We start from the raw sequence: 16,238 nt of genomic DNA, 5'->3' as shown, positions 1-16,238 counted from the left end.
TAGAGCGGTATGAAGCGAGGTGGTGGGTCAACCCACCAGCCGCTCGAGCCGCGTCTGGTCCGCCGTGCTTTCGCGTTCGCGGATCAGGTGCGCCTGGTCGCCGTCCACCAGCAGTTCGGCCGGCCGGCCGCGCGTGTTGTAGTTGCTGGCCATGCTCATGCAATAGGCGCCGGCCGAGAACACCGCCAGCAGGTCACCGGGCGCCACGCCGAGTTCGCGGTCGCGGCCGATCCAGTCGCCGCTTTCGCAGATCGGGCCGACCACGTCGTAGACGGTGGTCTGGCCATGGCGTGGCGACACCGGCTCGATCCGGTGGAAGGCCTGGTACATGGCCGGGCGCGGCAGTTCGTTCATGGCCGCGTCGATCACGCAGAAGCTCTTCTGTTCACCGGGCTTGAGGTACAGCACTTCGGTGACGCACACGCCGGCGTTGCCGACCAGCGAGCGGCCGGGCTCGATCATCAGCAGGCGGTCGCCGTAGCCGCGCGCGTCGATCTTGGCCAGCAGCTTGTGCCACAACACGTCCGCCTCGGGCGGCGTGTCGCCGCGGTAATCGATGCCCAGGCCGCCGCCGAAATCGATGTGGTGCAAGGCGATGCCGGCCGCCTCGATCGTGGTCACCAGGTCGAGCATGCGGTCCATCGCGTCCAGGTAGGGCGTCTCCTCGGTGATCTGCGAGCCGATGTGGCAGTCGATGCCCACCACGGCCAGGCCGGGCAGGGCGGCCGCGCGCTGGTAGATGCGCAGCGCGTCTTCGTGGGCCACGCCGAACTTGCTGCCCTTGAGACCGGTGGAGATGTAGGGATGGGTCTTGGGATCGACGTTCGGGTTCACGCGGATGCTCACCGGCGCGCGCCGACCAGTGGCCTGCGCCACCTCGCTCAGCACTTCGAGTTCGCCTTCGCTCTCCACGTTGAAGCAGCCGATGCCGACCTCCAGGGCCCGGCGCATCTCGGCGCGGGTCTTGCCGACGCCGGAAAAGATGACCTTGCCCGGCTCGGCGCCTGCCGCGAGCACGCGTTCGAGTTCACCGCCCGAGACGATGTCGAAACCGCACCCGGCCTGGGCGAACACCTGCAGCACGCCGAGCGTGGAGTTGGCCTTCATGGCGTAGCAGATCTGCGCCTTGCGTCCCGCAAAGCCTCGCTGGTAGGCCCCCAGGGCCGACAGCATCGACGCCTTGGAGTAGACGAACAGCGGCGTGCCGTGTTGCGCGGCCAGTTCGGCCAGCGGCCGTTGTTCGATGTACAGGGCGTCGCCGCGGTAGGCGATGTGCGGATGGCCGGGAAGAGTCGTGGAAGTCATGTGGGAGAAGTTGGTGGGTGCCGCGCCATCCAACGCGGCGCGCCCGGGTTCAGGGGACGGAAACCGGCGATGAAGCCGCGGGCGTGTTCGGTGTGGCCGCTGCTGGGGGCATCAGCAACTGCGCAGGCGGCGTGGTTGGCGTCGTTGGCGTGGCCTGCAGGGGCGACAGCGTTTCGACCAGCGTGGCACGCCGCGCCGCGACCGCGTCGGTCGGCAGGTACAGCGGACCCTTCTGGCCGCAGCCGCCCAGAACGAGCAAAGCCGCCGTACCGCCAGCAAGGACTATGCTGTTCACTAGAATTTGTCTTAACTTCAACATGGCGAAATTGTATGACCGACCCGGAATTCATGGACCACGCGGAAAAACTGCTGCAAGCGGTGGAGCTTTCCTGCGACCGCATCAACGACGAAGGGGACGCGGATGTGGACAACCAGCGCACCGGCGGCATGATCACCCTGGTCTTTCCCAACCGCAGCCAGATCGTCATCAACCTGCAGAAGCCGCTGCACGAAGTCTGGCTGGCCGCCAAATCCGGCGGCTACCACTACAAGTTCGACGGCCAACGCTGGATGGACACCAAGGGCCAGGGCGAGTTCTTCGAGAGCCTGAGCCGCGATGCGACGGCCCAGGCAGGGCAAGCGCTGACCTTCAGTTCTTGAACAGATCCAGGATGCGGTTGCGTTCTTCCGCCGCAGGCGCGGGATGCGGCGGCTCCGTGCCACCGGCGCCGCCCACACCCTTGTCGTCCAGGCCCAGGCTGGTCACGCCGGTGCTGCGCGCGTATTCGTTGTAGAACCATTCGCCGCCGACGTTGACCACGCCTTCGGGCGGCACGAGTGGAGCCACGGGCACACCCTTGAGGGCGGTCTCCATGAAGTTGATCCACACCGGCAGGCTCAGGCCGCCGCCGGTTTCGCGCGAGCCGAGGTTGCGCGGCGTGTCGTAGCCGATCCAGGTCACGGCCGCCAGCGTGGGCTGGAAGCCGGCGAACCAGGCATCGATGGAGTCGTTGGTGGTGCCCGTCTTGCCATAGAGGTCGGGCCGCTTCAGGATGCGCGTGGCCGACGCCGCGGTACCGCGGGTCGCGACCTCGTTGAGCAGGCTGTCCATCACGAAGGCATTGCGGGCCGGGATGGCGCGCACCGATTCGTCGAGCACCGGCGGCTTGGTTTCGGCGAGCACCTTGCCGCGCTGGTCGGTGACCTTGGCGATGATCCACGGGTTCACCCGGTAGCCGCCGTTGGCGAACACCGAATAGGCGCTGGCCATCTGCATCGGCGTGACCGAGCCGGCGCCCAGCGCCATCGTGAGGTAGGCCGGGTGCTTGTCGGCATCGAAGCCGAAATGCGTGGCCCATTCCTGCCCGTTCTGCGCGCCGATGGCCTGCAGGATGCGGATCGAGATCATGTTCTTCGATTTCGCGAGTGCGGTGCGCAAGGTCATCGGGCCTTCGAACTTGCCGTCGTAGTTCTTCGGCTCCCAGGGCTGGCCGCCGGTGGTGCCGGCGTCGAAGAACAGCGGCGCGTCGTTGACCACGGTGGCCGGGGTGAAGCCTTTCTCGAGCGCAGCCGAGTAGATGAACGGCTTGAAGCTCGAACCCGGCTGGCGCCAGGCCTGCGTCACGTGGTTGAACTTGTTCTTCTGGAAATCGAAGCCGCCGACCAGCGCCTTGATCGAGCCGTCGCGCGGGTCGAGCGCCACGAACGCGCCTTCCACCTCGGGCAACTGGGTGATCTCCCAGGTGTCCTTGGGCGTCTTGGCTACGCGGATGATGGCGCCGCGGCGCAGCTTGATGTTCGGCGGGGCCTTGTCGGCCAGGCCCGACTGCGCGGGCTTCAGGCCTTCGCCGGTGATCTCCACCGCGTCGCCGTTGCCACGCACGGCGGTGATCTTCTTCGGGTTCGCGTCGAGCACCATGGCCGACATCACGTCGCCGTTGTCGGGATGTTCGAGCAGCGCCTCGTCGATGGCGTCGTCGAGCTCGGCCGGGTCCTTGGGCAGGGTCACGAATTTCTCGGGGCCGCGGTAGATCTGGCGGCGTTCGAAGTCCATCAGGCCGCGGCGCAGCGCCTTGTACGCCACGTCCTGGTCCGCGGAGCGCAGCGTGGTGTAGACGTTCAGCCCGCGGGTGTAGGTCTCGTCGCCATATTGCGCGTACATCAGCTGGCGCACGGTCTCGGTCACGTATTCGGCGTGGATGCGGTTGGCGTTGGCGCCGCTGCGCACGCTGAGTTCTTCCTTGCGCGCGGCGGCGGCCTGGTCTTCGGTGATGAAGCCGTTCTCGGCCATGCGGTCGATGATGTACTGCTGGCGGGTGCGTGCGCGATTGGGATTGCTGATCGGGTTGTAGGCCGACGGCGCCTTGGGCAGGCCGGCCAGCATGGCGGCCTCGGCGATGGAGATGTCCTTCAGCGGCTTGCCGAAATAGGTCTCCGAGGCCGCGGCGAAGCCGTAGGCGCGGTTGCCCAGGTAGATCTGGTTCATGTAGATCTCGAGGATCTGGTCCTTGCTCAGCAGGTGCTCGAGCTTGAAGGTCAGCAGGATTTCATAGATCTTGCGCGTGAAGGTCTTCTCCGACGACAGGTACACGTTGCGCGCCACCTGCATGGTGATGGTGGAGGCGCCCTGGCTCTTCACACGGCCGAGGTTGGCGATGGCGGCGCGCAGCACGCCCTTGTAGTCCACGCCGCCGTGCTGGTAGAAGCGCGCGTCCTCGATGGCCAGCACCGCGTCCTTCATGACCTGCGGAATGTCCTTGATCGGCGTCAGGCTGCGGCGCTCCTCGCCGAATTCGCCAAGCAGCGTGCCTTCGGCCGAGAACACCCGCAGCGGCAGCTTGGGGCGGTAGTCCGACAGGTCGGAAATGTCGGGCAGGTTGGGGTAGGCGACCGACAGCGCGATCGCGATGACGATGGCCACCGACACGGCGCCGGCGATCGCCAGGCCGGCGCCCCAGGCGACGATCCGCAGCAGCCAGGCCGCCCAGCCCGTGCGGCGCGCTTCGGCAGACTTGCCGGATGGCGTGTCGGGTTTGGAGGTGGGTTTTGAAGGCATAACAATCCAGGGACCCTAGGGTCCGATCCTGTGAGACGAAAAGCGGTATGCGGCGTATTTTGCCTTGGTGACCGTAAAGCGAGGCAACAAGGGCCGGACACCCCCGCGGCCGGGCGACGCCCGGGGGCCATTGGATCGTCGGCTTTTGACAACGGTTCCACGGTTTCCCCTGGGAAATAAGCTTTGCGGGGGGTAGTCTTGCTGATAGCATGCCCGGCAAGTGTTAGTTTTTGTAGCATAGTGCTCAGTTTCAGGAGATAGATTTGATCTCTTTGGGGTCGTTATTCAGCCGCCAGCCCGCTCCGTTGCTGGGTATCGACATCAGCTCCTCCAGCCTCAAGCTGGTCGAACTCGACCAGGATGGCGCCGGTAATCTGCAACTGAAGCGTTGTGCCATCGAGCCGCTGGAACGGGGCTGGATCAGCGACGGCAACATCGAGAAGTTCGACGAGGTGGCCGAAGCCGTGCGCCGGCTGGTGAAGAAAAGCGGCACCCGCACCAAGAACGTGGCGCTGGCGCTGCCGCCGTCCGCCGTCATCACGAAGAAGATCATCCTGCCCGGCGGGCTGTCCGACCTCGAACTCGAGGTGCAGGTCGAGTCCGAGGCCAACCAGTACATCCCGTTCTCGCTCGACGAGGTGAGCCTGGATTTCTGCGTGGTCGGCCCGAGCAGCAATTCGCTGGGCGACGTGGAGGTGCTGATCGCCGCGTCGCGCAAGGAAAAGGTGCAGGACCGCCAGGGCCTGGCCGAGGCCGCGGGCCTGAACCCGGTCATCCTCGACATCGAATCCTATGCCTCGCGGCTGGCCGCGTCGCGCCTCATCGAACGGCTCCCCAACAAGGGCGCAGGCGCCATGGTGGCGCTGTTTGAAGTGGGCGCGCTCACCACCAGCATGCAGGTGATCCGCGACGACGAAGTCGTCTACGACCGCGACCAGGCTTTCGGCGGCGCGCAACTCACGCAGCTGATCGTGCGGCAATACGGTTTTTCGCTCGAGGAAGCCGAATCCAAGAAGCGCAGCGGTGACCTGCCCGAGGACTACGACACCGCCGTGCTCGTGCCCTTCGTCGAAAGCATGGCCCAGGAAATCGGCCGCGCGCTGCAGTTCTTCTTCACCAGCACGCCGTACAACAAGGTCGACTATGTGATGCTGGCCGGTGGCTCGGCCGCGCTGCCGGGGCTCACCGAAGCCGTGACGCAGCATTCGTCCTTCGCCTGCACGCTGGTGAATCCCTTCGACGGCATGGAAATGGGCAACGATGTCCGGATGAAGAAGATGATGCGCGAAGCGCCGTCGTACCTCACCTCCTGCGGCCTGGCGATGCGGAGATTCCTGCAGTGATCCTGATCAATCTACTGCCCCACCGCGAAGCCGCGCGCAAACGCCGGCGCGACACCTTCAACGCGCTGCTCGGCCTTTCGGTGCTGGTGGGTGCCTTGATCGTGGGCGCGATCTACCTGTGGTACCAGGCGCAGATCAGCGAACAGCAAAACCGCAACGCGTTCCTCAAGTCCGAGATCACCGTGCTCGAAGGGCAGATCAAGGAGATCGCCACCATCGAGTCCGAGATCAAGGCCCTGACCGAACGCCAGAAGGCCGTGGAGGACCTGCAGGCCGACCGCAACCTGCCGGTGCACCTGCTCAACGAACTGGTGAAGCAACTGCCCGATGGCGTCTATCTCACCAGCCTGAAGCAGGACAACCAGAGCGTTTCCATCCAGGGCGTGGCGCAGTCCAACGAACGCGTCTCGGAGATGTTGCGCAACCTGGCCAACAACACGCCGTGGCTGTCGCGTCCGGATCTCGTCGAGATCGTGGCCGACACCATCTCGCTGAGCGCACGCGACCAGCGCCGCGTGGCCAAGTTCAATCTGCGTGTGCGCCTGATGCGGTCGAGCGAAGTGCAGGCCGTGCTCGATGCGGCTGCTGCCGCGGGCGCCGCCAACCCGGCGTCAGCGCCAGCGAAACCTGCGACACCGTAGCACCATGGCCACCAAAAAACCTTCCATCGACATCGATTTCGCCGGCCTGAAGGAAGACCTGCAGAAGCAGTTCACCGGCCTGCATCCTTCCGATCCTTCGCAATGGCCGGTGCTGCCGCGCACGCTGCTCTACGTCTTCGCGGCTGCCGTGGTGGTGGTGGCGCTCTGGTACACCTGGCTCAATGGCTTCGAGGAAGAGCTCAAGGCCGAGCAGGCCAAGGAACTCGACCTGCGCGGCTCCTACGGCACGCTGTTGACCAAGGCCGTCAACCTCGAAGCGCTGAAGAAGCAGCGCGAACAGGTCCAGCAATACGTGACCCAGCTCGAAAAGCAGTTGCCGAGCAAGGCCGAGATGGCGGCGCTGCTGTCCGACGTGAACCAGGCCGGCCTGGGCCGCAGCCTGCAGTTCGAGCTGTTCCGTCCGGGGCAGGTCATCGTCAAGGACTTCTACGCCGAGCTCCCGATCGCGGTGCGCGTCACTGGCCGCTACCACGACATCGGCGCCTTTGCCTCCGACGTCGCCAACCTCTCGCGCATCGTGACCCTGAACAACATGACGCTCGCGCCGGCCAAGGACGGCAACCTGGCGATGGACGTGACGGCCCGCACCTTCCGTTATCTCGACAAGGACGAGATCGCCGCGCAGAAGCCCGGGGCCAAGAAATGAGGGCAGGGATCTGTTTCAGCGCCATGCTGCTCGTGCTGCTCGCGGGTTGCGGCAATTCGGGTGAAGATGAGTTGCGCCAGTGGATGGCCGAGCAGCGCAGCCAGGCGCGCCCCAGGGTCACGCCGCTGGTCGAGCCCAAGAAGTTCACGCCGCAGGCCTATACCCAGGAAGGTGCGGTCGATCCGTTCAGCCTGACCAAGCTCACGCAGGCGTTGCGCCGCGACACGACACAAAGCGTGGCCAACACCACGCTGGTAGCCCCCGAGATGGCCCGCCGCAAGGAGCCGCTCGAAGCCTTCCCGCTCGATTCGATGGCCATGGTGGGCAGCCTGCAGAAGGACGGCAAGCCGGTGGCCCTGGTGCGCATCGACAACCTGCTGTACCAGGTGCGGGTGGGCAACTACCTCGGACAAAACTTCGGCCGTGTCACCAAGATCGACGAAACGGAGGTTTCCCTCAGGGAAATCGTGCAGGATGCCACCGGTGACTGGATCGAGCGCACCGCCAGTTTGGTGCTACAAGAGAGAGCGAAATGAAGAATCTAATTCGAATGGAACGGCGCATGTGGGATAGGTTCGTGGACAGGTTCGCTCTGGCGGTACTCTTGGGGCTGGCTTCGGTGGCCGCGCAGGCGCAAAGCGCGATCGAATCCGTCACCGGTTCGATCCAGGGCGGCGCCGAAGTGATCCGCATCGACCTCACCGAGCCGCTGGCGGCCCTGCCTTCCGGCGTGTCGATCCAGTCGCCCGCGCGCATCGCGCTCGATTTCCCGGGCATCGCCAATGGCATCGGCCGCTCCTCGGTCGAGATCAACCAGGGCAACCTCAAGTCCGTCAACGTGGTGCAGGTGGGTGAGCGCTCGCGCGTGGTGCTGAACCTGAAGCAGGCCACGTCGTACAAGGCCGAACTCAAGGGCAAGTCGGTGCTGGTGGTGCTCGATCCCGTGGCCGTGGCGGCCCCGGCGGCGACGACGATGCCGACCTTCGCCGGCAGCAACTCGCGCGACAACGCGCCGATCAAGGACGTGGATTTCCGTCGTGGCGCCGACAACGCCGGCCGTGTCATCGTCTCGCTGCTGAACAACCAGGTCGGTGTGGACGTGCGCAAGCAGGGCAACGCGCTCGTCGTCGATTTCCTCAACAGCACCTTGCCCGAAGGCCTGCGCCGCCGCCTCGATGTCGCCGATTTCGGCACGCCGGTGCAGACCGTCACCACCACCCAGGCGGGCGACCGCGTGCACATGGTGATCGAGCCCAAGGGCGGCTGGGAGCACAGTGCCTACCAGAGCGAAGGCCAGTTCGTCGTCGAAGTGCGGCAACAGAAGGTCGACCCGGGCAAACTGAGCCAGGGGCCAGGCTACACCGGCGAGAAGCTCTCGCTGAACTTCCAGAGCATCGAAGTGCGTTCGCTGCTCCAAGTGATCGCCGACTTCACCAACTTCAACGTGGTGACGTCCGACTCCGTCTCCGGTTCTCTGACCCTGCGGCTGAAGGACGTGCCCTGGGACCAGGCGCTGCAGATCATCATGGATGCCAAGGGCCTGGGCATGAAGAAGAACGGCACCGTGCTGTGGATCGCGCCGAAGGACGAGATCGACGCGCGGGCCAAGAAGGACCTGGAATCGATTGCCTCGCTCGAAAGCCTGGAGCCGCTGCAGACGCAGTCGTTCCAGATGAACTATGCGAAGGCCTCCGACATCGCGGCCCAGATCACCAGTGGCGGCGGTGGCACGACAGGGGCGAACAACTCGCGCTTCCTGAGCGCACGCGGTACGGCCATTCCGGAGCCGCGGACCAACCAGCTGTTCGTGACGGATGTGGGAAGCAAACTGGCAGCGGTGGCCGAACTGGTGAAAAAACTCGACGTGGCCGTGCGCCAGGTCCTCATCGAGGCGCGCATCGTGGAGGCGTCCGACACCTTCGGCAAATCCCTGGGTGTGAGGTTGGGCAGCACGGCGGGCAGTTCCTCGACGGCCGGCACCGCGGCTGGCAGCTTCGGGCTCAGCGGCAACACCCGCGCCACGATCGGCACCAGCTACAGCAACGTCACGGCCAGCAACGGGTCGAGCGGTTCCGCGGTCGATACCTCGAGCAACTTCGTCAACCTGCCGGCCGTGGGGCAGGGCGGCTACGACGCGGCATCCTTCGCCTTTTCGATCTTCAGCAGCGCCGCGAATCGTTTCCTCAACCTGGAAATTTCAGCGTTGGAGAACGACGGCAAAGGAAAGCTGGTGTCCAGCCCGCGCATCGTCACGGCTGACCAGACCAAGGCCCTGATCGAACAGGGGACGGAATTCCCCTACCAGCAGGCCACCTCCAGCGGTGCGACTTCCGTGGCCTTCCGCAAGGCGAACCTGAAGCTCGAAGTCACGCCGCAGATCACCCCGGAGGGCAATATCATCCTCGACCTGGACATCAACAAGGACAGCCGCGGCGAGACGACCTCGGCCGGCATCGCCATCGACACCAAACACATCAAGACGCAGGTGCTGGTCGAGAACGGTGGCACGGTGGTGATCGGCGGGATCTTCACGTTGGACGAAACGGACAGCATCACCAAAGTGCCGGTGCTGGGCGACATTCCCTATGTGGGCGTGTTATTCAGAAGCAAATCGCAGTCGAGTTCGAAGAAGGAAATGCTGGTGTTCATTACGCCGAAGATGATCATGGAACGGTCTTCGTCGAGATAAAAAATTATTAGAGAGGTGGGGAATCAATGCGTTATTTGAAATTCTGGATACTGGCGGTTTGGGTTGTTGCGCTGGCCGCATGCGGCGGGGGGGGGAATCCGGGATCGACGAGTTCGACGACAACCAGCACCCCGACGCTTGCTTTGAGCTTGGTAAATGCCTCAGGAACAACACTGACACTCAACGCGATCAACAAAAGCGCTACTTTCTATGCCAAGGCGGTAATCACCAATGCCAGCGGTGCGGGTATTGCCAACCAATTGGTGACATTTTCGACCGATTTCACCATTGCAACCCTGGCGGGCAATGCCGCCAGTGCCACGGCATTGACCGATAGCAATGGCGTGGCCATGGTGGCGATCAGCCCCTTGACCTTGACCACAACCGGTGCGGCAGCACTCAGCGCAAGTGCCACAGTGAACAGTGCTTCCGTTACCGGGAGCTTGAATTTCAGCACCAGCGCCTCCAATGTTTCATTGACGGGCTTGACCAAATCGCCAGCTTCCATCGGTGCACTTGAAACCTCGGCCGTGACCGTGGTCGGTGCTGTCAATGGTGTGGCATCGTCAGGTGTCGTGGTCAGCTTTTCCGCGACCTGCGGTTCCTTCAGTCCCAGCAGTGCCACCACGAACAGCAGTGGGGTGGCAAGTTCAACCTACCAATCCGTCTCAGGTTGTGGTTCCAGCACGGTCACCCTGACGGCATCTGCCGTCGGCGCAACTTCGGTTGACACGACGATTGCAATTGCGGCGGCCAAGGCAGCCAATATCGTGTTCACTTCCGCCACGCCGGCGTTGATGTACGTCTCCAGTGCCGCGAGTGGCAACAAGACCTCGGTAGTCAAGTTCCAGGTTTTGGACAGTTCTTCGGTTGGCTTGGCTTCCCAGAGCGTGGTCTTCACTTTGTCGAATGCATCGATTGCTTCAGGGGTCAGGTTTTCCTTGAGTGGAACGACCAGTACCTCCGCCCAGACAGTGACAACGGACAGCAACGGTTTTGCCAGTATCACAGTGGCTTCTGGCACTCTGCCAACGACGGTTACGGTGACGGCAACGTTGGCGACCGACAGCGCAGTGGTCGCTTCGTCTTTGGGTCTGGTGGTGACTACCGGTGCTGCCACGCAAAACTCTGCTTCTCTGAGCGCCTCCAAACTCAGTATCGAAGCGTGGAATACCGATGGCGTGACGACTGCATTGACGATGCGCGTGGCCGACCGCCTTGGCAATCCTGTGCCTAACGGTACCTCCGTGAATTTCGTGGCGACGGCGGGACTTGTGACGGGTAGCTGCACCACGGTGTCGTCCGCATGTTCCGTGACTTACACCAGCCAAGGAACCCGTCCTAGCAATGGCCGAGTTGCGATTCTGGCCTACCTGGATGGAGAAGAGAGTTTCGTCGACTTGAATGGTGACAACATCTGGCAGTCTGGTGAGACCTTCTATGACGCGGGCAAGGCCTATATCGATGAAAACGAGGACGGCGCCTGGACCAGTGGCGAGCAGATCATCGATACCAGCACGAGCAGTTCCGCTTGTGTGAACACGACGAACACCTATCCCGCCATTGTCAGCACGTGCGACAGCACGTGGAGCAGTGCGATCCGGGTTCGCAAGCAGACAGTCATCACGCTGGCCACTTCCAACGCAACGATAGATTGCGTGACCCGGAACGCCGGCCAGCCAGGCGGTTATGTCACATCGTCCAATTGCGCTACAACGCCCGGCCGTAGCGTCTCAGGCTTCACAGTGTTCGTCCATGACACGAATGCCAATGGGAACGTCCGCGGCAATCAATTCGGATCATCGGCGCTCTACAACGCCATGCCAACCGGCTCAACGGTGTCCGCGGCGGTTACAACGTCCGGTGCAACCTGCACCGTCACGGCGGTGAGTCCAAATGTGGTGCTGAACTCGCCCAATGGCGACCTGCATGACATTATCCTGAGCGGTGCGGCAGACTGTGCAACAGCCAACATTGCCGTGACGGTCACATCGCCTGGCGGAACTTCCACTACGCAACCTTATCCTTGATCAGTCTCGTAGGCCTACCCGGCTCCGGTAAGTCCACCGTCGGGCGGCAACTTGCACGGCGGCTTGGGCTGCCTTTCATCGACTCCGACCACGTGATCGAGCAGCGCATCGGCTGCTCGATCCGCGAGTTTTTCGAGCGCGAGGGGGAAGCGCGTTTCCGCGATGTCGAGGAGGAGGTCATCGGTGACCTCTGCCGGCGCGACAGCGGCGTGCTGGCCACGGGCGGCGGCTCGGTGCTGCGTTCGGCGAACCGGTTCGCTTTGCATGGGGGCAGCCGTGTCGTCTACCTCCGCTCCACCCCTGAGGAATTGTTTCGCCGGCTGCGCCACGATGTGAGCCGGCCGCTGTTGCAGGTGGAAGATCCGCTGTCGCGGCTGCGCGACCTGTTCGAGATTCGCGATCCGCTGTACCGCGAGACGGCACATTTCGTGGTCGAAACCGGCCGGCCCTCGGTGTCCGCGCTGGTGAAGATGATTTCGGCGCAGCTCGGCATCGCGCCCGGACCGGGCGGCGCCACGCCGACCTGACAACGCCTGCGCCGCAGGCCTTCCGAGCCGGCGCACTACACTTGAAGGCATGCAAGCCTTTTTCCTTCCGGCCGCCACGTCGGCGGCCGCGCCTCTTTCCGCCGTGCCCGAGCAGGTGCAGATCAGCCTGGGCGATCGCAGTTATCCGATCCTGATCGGCACCGGCCTGCTGGGCCATGCGCAGGCCTGGGCCGGGTTGCCGCAGGCCGCCACGGCCTTCATCGTCACCAACACCACGTTGCAGCCGCTGTATGCCGAGCGGCTGCAGGCGGCGCTGCAGCCGCACTATGCGGCGGTGTTCACCGTGGCGTTGCCCGACGGCGAAGCGCACAAGAACTGGCAGACGCTGAACCTGATCTTCGACGCGCTGCTGCAGCAGGGCAGCGACCGCAAGACCGTGCTGTTCGCGCTCGGCGGCGGCGTGGTCGGCGACATGACCGGGTTCGCCGCCGCCAGCTACATGCGCGGCGTGCCCTTCGTGCAGGTGCCGACCACCTTGCTGGCGCAGGTCGATTCCTCCGTCGGCGGCAAGACGGCGATCAACCATCCGCTGGGTAAGAACATGATCGGCGCGTTCTACCAGCCGCACCTGGTGGTCTGTGACCTGGACCTGCTCAAGACCTTGCCGCGGCGCGAGCTCAGCGCCGGCCTGGCCGAGGTCATCAAATACGGGCCGATCGCCGACATGGCCTTCCTCGACTGGATCGAATCGAACCTGGATGCGCTGCTGGCCAGCGAACCGGCGGCGCTGGCGCATGCGGTCAAGCGCAGCTGCGAGATCAAGGCCTGGGTGGTGGGGCAGGACGAACGCGAAGGCGGGCTGCGCGCCATCCTCAATTTCGGCCACACCTTCGGCCACGCGATCGAGGCCGGCATGGGTTATGGCGCCTGGCTGCATGGCGAGGCGGTGGGCTGCGGCATGGTGATGGCCGCGCGGCTGTCGCAGCGGCTCGGCCTGATCGACGAGTCGCTGGTGCTGCGCCTGACGCGGCTGATCCACCACGCCGGCCTGCCGGTGCAGGGGCCCTTGCTCGACGAAACCGACAACGCCGGCCGCTATCTGCAGCTCATGCGCCTGGACAAGAAGTCGGAGGCCGGCGAGATCCGTTTCGTCGTCATCGACGGGCCGGGCCGCGCCGCGGTGCGCAGCGCGCCCGACGCGCTGGTGCGCGAGGTCATCGATGACTGCTGTCTTTCGGTCTGAGTACCATTGCTCTCAAAAGAATAGCGACCTGCGCCCATGACGACAGCGCCCAAGGCCGATTCGATGCTCAAGTCCGGGCTGGCGCCGTACGCCTGCGATCCCGCGGCTTCGCGCGGACGGCGCTACCCAGAGGCCGCCGCGCCCACGCGCACCGAGTTCCAGCGCGACCGCGACCGCATCGTGCATTCCACCGCCTTTCGGCGGCTGGTCTACAAGACCCAGGTGTTCCTGAACCACGAGGGTGACCTGTTCCGCACGCGGCTCACGCATTCGCTCGAGGTGGCGCAGCTGGGCCGCTCCATCGCGCGTTCGCTGGCACTCAACGAGGATTTGGTCGAGGCCATCGCCCTGGCGCACGACCTGGGCCACACGCCCTTCGGCCATGCGGGGCAGGACGTGCTCAACACCTGCATGGCCGACTACGGCGGCTTCGAGCACAACCTGCAGAGCCTGCGCACCGTGGACACGCTGGAAGAGCGCTACCCGCAGTACGACGGGCTCAACCTGAGCTTCGAGACCCGCGAGGGCATCCTCAAGCATTGTTCGCGGGCCAATGCGGAGAAGATCGAAGCCGCCGCGCCGATTTCCGTGGGCATGGCCGCCGATGGCCGGGGTGACGTGGGCCGGCGTTTCCTGGACCGCACCCAGCCGAGCCTGGAGGCGCAACTGTGCAACCTGGCCGACGAGATCGCCTACAACGCGCACGACATCGACGACGGCGTGCGCTCCGGCCTGATCACGCTGGAGCAGCTGCAGGAGGTGCCGCTGTTCGACGGTTTCCGGCGTCAGGCACTGGCCGAATACCCGGCGCTTGCTGGCCGCCGCGTCTTGTTCGAAAGCATACGCCGCATGCTCAGCAACCAGGTGTACGACGTCATCGATGCCACGCGCGCAGCGATCAAGGCCGCCGCGCCGCAAAGTGTGGACGAGGCCCGGCAATGCGCGCCGCTGCTGTGCTTCAGCGCGGACATGCGGGCGCAGTCGCAGGTGCTCAAGCAATTCCTCATGAAGAACCTGTACCGCCATCCCCAGGTGATCGAGCAGACCGTGCAGGCCAAGACGGTGGTGCACGAACTGTTCGCCGCCTACATGGCCGCGCCCGGCGAGATGGCGCAGGGGTTTGCCGGCCGTGCGCGCGCGGCGCAGGAGGCCGCCGACGTGGCGCGTGCCGTGGCCGACTACATCGCCGGCATGACGGACCGCTTCGCCGCACGCGAACACGAGCGCCTCACGGGCCGGAAGATCCTCGGATGAGCGCGCCGATGGCCAACTCCGATGCTAGCTCCGATGCCGATGTGGTGCAGATGATGCGCACCTGGCTCGAACGCGCCGTGATCGGGCTGAACCTGTGTCCGTTCGCCAAGGCGGTGCACGTGAAAGGCCAGGTCCACTACGCCGTGTGCCGCGCGCGCGATGTCGAGGGTCTGCGCGAAGCCTTGATTCACGAACTGAATGAGCTCCTGGCCCAGGATCCCTCTGTGCGGGACACGACGCTTTTGATAGCGCCCGACATGCTGGCCGATTTCCTCGACTTCAACGATTTCCTCGCCCAGGCCGACGACGCGCTGGCCGAGCTCGACCTGGAAGGCGTGGTGCAAATCGCCAGCTTCCATCCGCACTACCAGTTCGGCGGCACGGCGGCCGACGACATCACCAATTACACCAACCGCGCGCCTTATCCCACGCTGCACCTGTTGCGCGAGGAGAGCGTGGACCGCGCCGTCGCGGCCTTCCCCGAGGCCGAGGCCATCTTCGAACGCAATATGCAGACGCTGGAGGACCTGGGCCACGCCGGCTGGCAGGCGCTCGGGCTCGACGCCGCACCCGGTCCCACCCAACCATGAACGCACCCAAGAAAAAGGCCGCTGCGCCGAAGCCGGCCGCGCAGGACATCGCTTCCGAGATCGCACCCGGCCAGTCGATCGAACTGCTGAAGGCGCTGCACATCCTCACGCGCGAGGGCAAGCTCAACCAGGACTCCCGGCGCAAGCTCAAGCAGGTCTACCACCTGTTCCAGTTCATCGAAAAGTTGCTGCGCGAGTTGCCTGCCACCGATGCCGGCCTCACGCTGGCCGACCATGGCGCGGGCAAGTCCTACCTCGGCTTCATCATCTACGACCTGTTCTTCAAGGCACTCGGCCAGGGGCGCATCTACGGCATCGAGACGCGGGCCGAGCTGGTGCAGAAGTCGAAAGAACTGGCGGCCGAACTCGGCTTCGAGCGCATGGAGTTCCTCAACATCAGCGTGGCCGAATCGACCGAGTCCGAACGCCTGCCCGAGCGCATCGACGTGGTCACCGCGCTGCATGCCTGCGACACCGCCACGGACGACGCCATTGCCTTTGGCCTGCGCAAGAACGCCCAGGCCATGGTGCTCGTGCCGTGCTGCCAGGCGGAGGTGGCGGCCTGCCTGCGCCAGAACAAGGCGCTGCAACTCGCACGCACGCCGCTGGCCGAGCTGTGGCGCCACCCGATCCACACGCGCGAGATGGGCAGCCAGATCACCAACGTGCTGCGCTGCCTGTACCTCGAGGCCTCGGGTTACCAGGTCACGGTGACCGAACTCGTGGGCTGGGAACACAGCATGAAGAACGAGTTGATCATCGCGCGCTACACCGGCCAGAAGAAACGCAGCGCCGCCGAGCGGCTGGCCGCGCTGCTGGACGAACTCGGCCTGGGCAGCCTGCTGGCCGGGCGGTTTCCGTTGCCGGCCACGGTGCGGGCCTGAACGCAGCGGGTCGGAGCGCTGCGGGTCGGAGCGCTGTGAGTCGGAGCGC

At 64.7% G+C, this 16,238-nt stretch carries 17 protein-coding genes; 12 read left to right on the top strand and 5 right to left on the bottom strand.

Annotated elements, in window-relative coordinates; translation table 11 throughout:
* Nucleotides 1–27: 27 nt before the first annotated feature.
* Both lysA and lptM read right to left on the bottom strand, forming a co-directional pair.
* Nucleotides 28–1,305 carry a diaminopimelate decarboxylase gene (gene lysA / locus RD110_RS20720; RefSeq protein ID WP_076205366.1) on the bottom strand — a complete coding sequence of 426 codons (1,278 nt, stop codon included), beginning with the start codon at nt 1,303–1,305 and terminating at the stop codon, nt 28–30.
* A 49-nt stretch (nt 1,306–1,354) separates the two neighbouring features.
* Nucleotides 1,355–1,600: an LPS translocon maturation chaperone LptM gene (lptM, locus tag RD110_RS20715; protein WP_239467084.1), complete on the bottom strand. Its 246-nt coding sequence runs from the start codon at nt 1,598–1,600 to the stop codon at nt 1,355–1,357.
* A 35-nt stretch (nt 1,601–1,635) separates the two neighbouring features.
* Here lptM and cyaY point away from each other — a divergent pair, with 35 nt between their 5' ends.
* Entirely contained in the window at nt 1,636–1,965 is a 330-nt protein-coding gene (gene cyaY / locus RD110_RS20710; RefSeq protein WP_076201645.1) for an iron donor protein CyaY, read from the top strand.
* On the opposite strand, the gene RD110_RS20705 is transcribed toward cyaY, so the two are convergent.
* Complete coding sequence (locus RD110_RS20705; RefSeq protein WP_076201644.1) at nt 1,955–4,360, bottom strand: penicillin-binding protein 1A; 2,406 nt, start codon at nt 4,358–4,360, stop codon at nt 1,955–1,957. The genes cyaY and RD110_RS20705 overlap by 11 nt on opposite strands.
* 263 nt (nt 4,361–4,623) lie before the next feature.
* On the opposite strand from RD110_RS20705, the gene RD110_RS20700 reads away from it, so the two are divergent.
* From RD110_RS20700 to RD110_RS20680, 5 genes are read left to right on the top strand one after another with little or no spacing between them, the layout of a single operon-like run.
* The gene (locus RD110_RS20700; protein WP_076201642.1) at nt 4,624–5,703 is read left to right on the top strand and encodes a pilus assembly protein PilM; all 1,080 of its coding nucleotides are present in this window, start codon (nt 4,624–4,626) and stop codon (nt 5,701–5,703) included.
* Nucleotides 5,700–6,344, top strand: a complete 645-nt coding sequence (locus tag RD110_RS20695; RefSeq protein WP_076201641.1) for a PilN domain-containing protein — start codon at nt 5,700–5,702, stop codon at nt 6,342–6,344. The genes RD110_RS20700 and RD110_RS20695 overlap by 4 nt, the downstream gene beginning before the upstream one ends.
* 4 nt (nt 6,345–6,348) lie before the next feature.
* Complete coding sequence (locus RD110_RS20690; RefSeq protein ID WP_076201639.1) at nt 6,349–7,011, top strand: type IV pilus inner membrane component PilO; 663 nt, start codon at nt 6,349–6,351, stop codon at nt 7,009–7,011.
* Nucleotides 7,008–7,547: a pilus assembly protein PilP gene (locus RD110_RS20685; RefSeq protein ID WP_076201637.1), complete on the top strand. Its 540-nt coding sequence runs from the start codon at nt 7,008–7,010 to the stop codon at nt 7,545–7,547. Before RD110_RS20690 ends, RD110_RS20685 begins: the two co-directional genes overlap by 4 nt.
* Before the next feature lie 14 nt (nt 7,548–7,561).
* Entirely contained in the window at nt 7,562–9,700 is a 2,139-nt protein-coding gene (locus tag RD110_RS20680) for a type IV pilus secretin PilQ (RefSeq protein ID WP_076201636.1), read from the top strand.
* Nucleotides 9,701–9,908: 208 nt separating this feature from the next.
* Here RD110_RS20680 and RD110_RS28265 read toward each other — a convergent pair whose 3' ends face one another.
* Nucleotides 9,909–10,328: a hypothetical protein gene (locus tag RD110_RS28265; RefSeq protein ID WP_162277369.1), complete on the bottom strand. Its 420-nt coding sequence runs from the start codon at nt 10,326–10,328 to the stop codon at nt 9,909–9,911.
* 27 nt (nt 10,329–10,355) lie between these two features.
* Nucleotides 10,356–10,994, bottom strand: a complete 639-nt coding sequence (locus RD110_RS28260; RefSeq protein ID WP_162277368.1) for a hypothetical protein — start codon at nt 10,992–10,994, stop codon at nt 10,356–10,358.
* 19 nt (nt 10,995–11,013) lie between these two features.
* Between RD110_RS28260 and RD110_RS28255 the strand changes: the two genes are divergently transcribed.
* From RD110_RS28255 to RD110_RS20645, 6 genes are all read left to right on the top strand, one after another.
* Nucleotides 11,014–11,730, top strand: coding sequence for a hypothetical protein (locus RD110_RS28255; RefSeq protein ID WP_162277367.1), 717 nt, complete (start codon nt 11,014–11,016; stop codon nt 11,728–11,730).
* Nucleotides 11,727–12,257: a shikimate kinase gene (locus RD110_RS20665; protein WP_076201631.1), complete on the top strand. Its 531-nt coding sequence runs from the start codon at nt 11,727–11,729 to the stop codon at nt 12,255–12,257. The genes RD110_RS28255 and RD110_RS20665 overlap by 4 nt, the downstream gene beginning before the upstream one ends.
* Nucleotides 12,258–12,306: 49 nt before the next feature.
* Nucleotides 12,307–13,461 carry a 3-dehydroquinate synthase gene (gene aroB, locus RD110_RS20660; protein WP_076201629.1) on the top strand — a complete coding sequence of 385 codons (1,155 nt, stop codon included), beginning with the start codon at nt 12,307–12,309 and terminating at the stop codon, nt 13,459–13,461.
* A gap of 63 nt (nt 13,462–13,524) precedes the next feature.
* Entirely contained in the window at nt 13,525–14,715 is a 1,191-nt protein-coding gene (locus RD110_RS20655) for a deoxyguanosinetriphosphate triphosphohydrolase (RefSeq protein WP_076205363.1), read from the top strand.
* Nucleotides 14,712–15,305: a DUF1415 domain-containing protein gene (locus RD110_RS20650; protein ID WP_076201628.1), complete on the top strand. Its 594-nt coding sequence runs from the start codon at nt 14,712–14,714 to the stop codon at nt 15,303–15,305. Before RD110_RS20655 ends, RD110_RS20650 begins: the two co-directional genes overlap by 4 nt.
* Nucleotides 15,302–16,189, top strand: coding sequence for a class I SAM-dependent methyltransferase (locus RD110_RS20645; RefSeq protein ID WP_076201626.1), 888 nt, complete (start codon nt 15,302–15,304; stop codon nt 16,187–16,189). Before RD110_RS20650 ends, RD110_RS20645 begins: the two co-directional genes overlap by 4 nt.
* Nucleotides 16,190–16,238: the final 49 nt, after the last annotated feature.

The organism is Rhodoferax koreense, assembly GCF_001955695.1.
In the GTDB taxonomy this organism is placed as follows: Bacteria; Pseudomonadota; Gammaproteobacteria; order Burkholderiales; family Burkholderiaceae_C; genus Rhodoferax_B; species Rhodoferax_B koreensis.
Note: the sequence above shows the minus strand (reverse complement) of the source record. Positions and strands in the feature narration are given on the sequence as shown.

Bases quoted from the DNA above. Each gene is read 5' to 3' on its own strand.
- RD110_RS20655 (WP_076205363.1), top strand. From the start codon at position 13,525: ATGCTCAAGTCCGGGCTGGCGCCGTACGCCTGCGATCCCGCGGCTTCG.
- RD110_RS20705 (WP_076201644.1), bottom strand. From the start codon at position 4,360: ATGCCTTCAAAACCCACCTCCAAACCCGACACGCCATCCGGCAAGTCT.
- RD110_RS20645 (WP_076201626.1), top strand. From the start codon at position 15,302: ATGAACGCACCCAAGAAAAAGGCCGCTGCGCCGAAGCCGGCCGCGCAG.
- aroB (WP_076201629.1), top strand. From the start codon at position 12,307: ATGCAAGCCTTTTTCCTTCCGGCCGCCACGTCGGCGGCCGCGCCTCTT.
- cyaY (WP_076201645.1), top strand. From the start codon at position 1,636: ATGACCGACCCGGAATTCATGGACCACGCGGAAAAACTGCTGCAAGCG.
- RD110_RS20685 (WP_076201637.1), top strand. From the start codon at position 7,008: ATGAGGGCAGGGATCTGTTTCAGCGCCATGCTGCTCGTGCTGCTCGCG.
- lysA (WP_076205366.1), bottom strand. From the start codon at position 1,305: ATGACTTCCACGACTCTTCCCGGCCATCCGCACATCGCCTACCGCGGC.
- RD110_RS20680 (WP_076201636.1), top strand. From the start codon at position 7,562: ATGGAACGGCGCATGTGGGATAGGTTCGTGGACAGGTTCGCTCTGGCG.
- RD110_RS20650 (WP_076201628.1), top strand. From the start codon at position 14,712: ATGAGCGCGCCGATGGCCAACTCCGATGCTAGCTCCGATGCCGATGTG.
- RD110_RS20690 (WP_076201639.1), top strand. From the start codon at position 6,349: ATGGCCACCAAAAAACCTTCCATCGACATCGATTTCGCCGGCCTGAAG.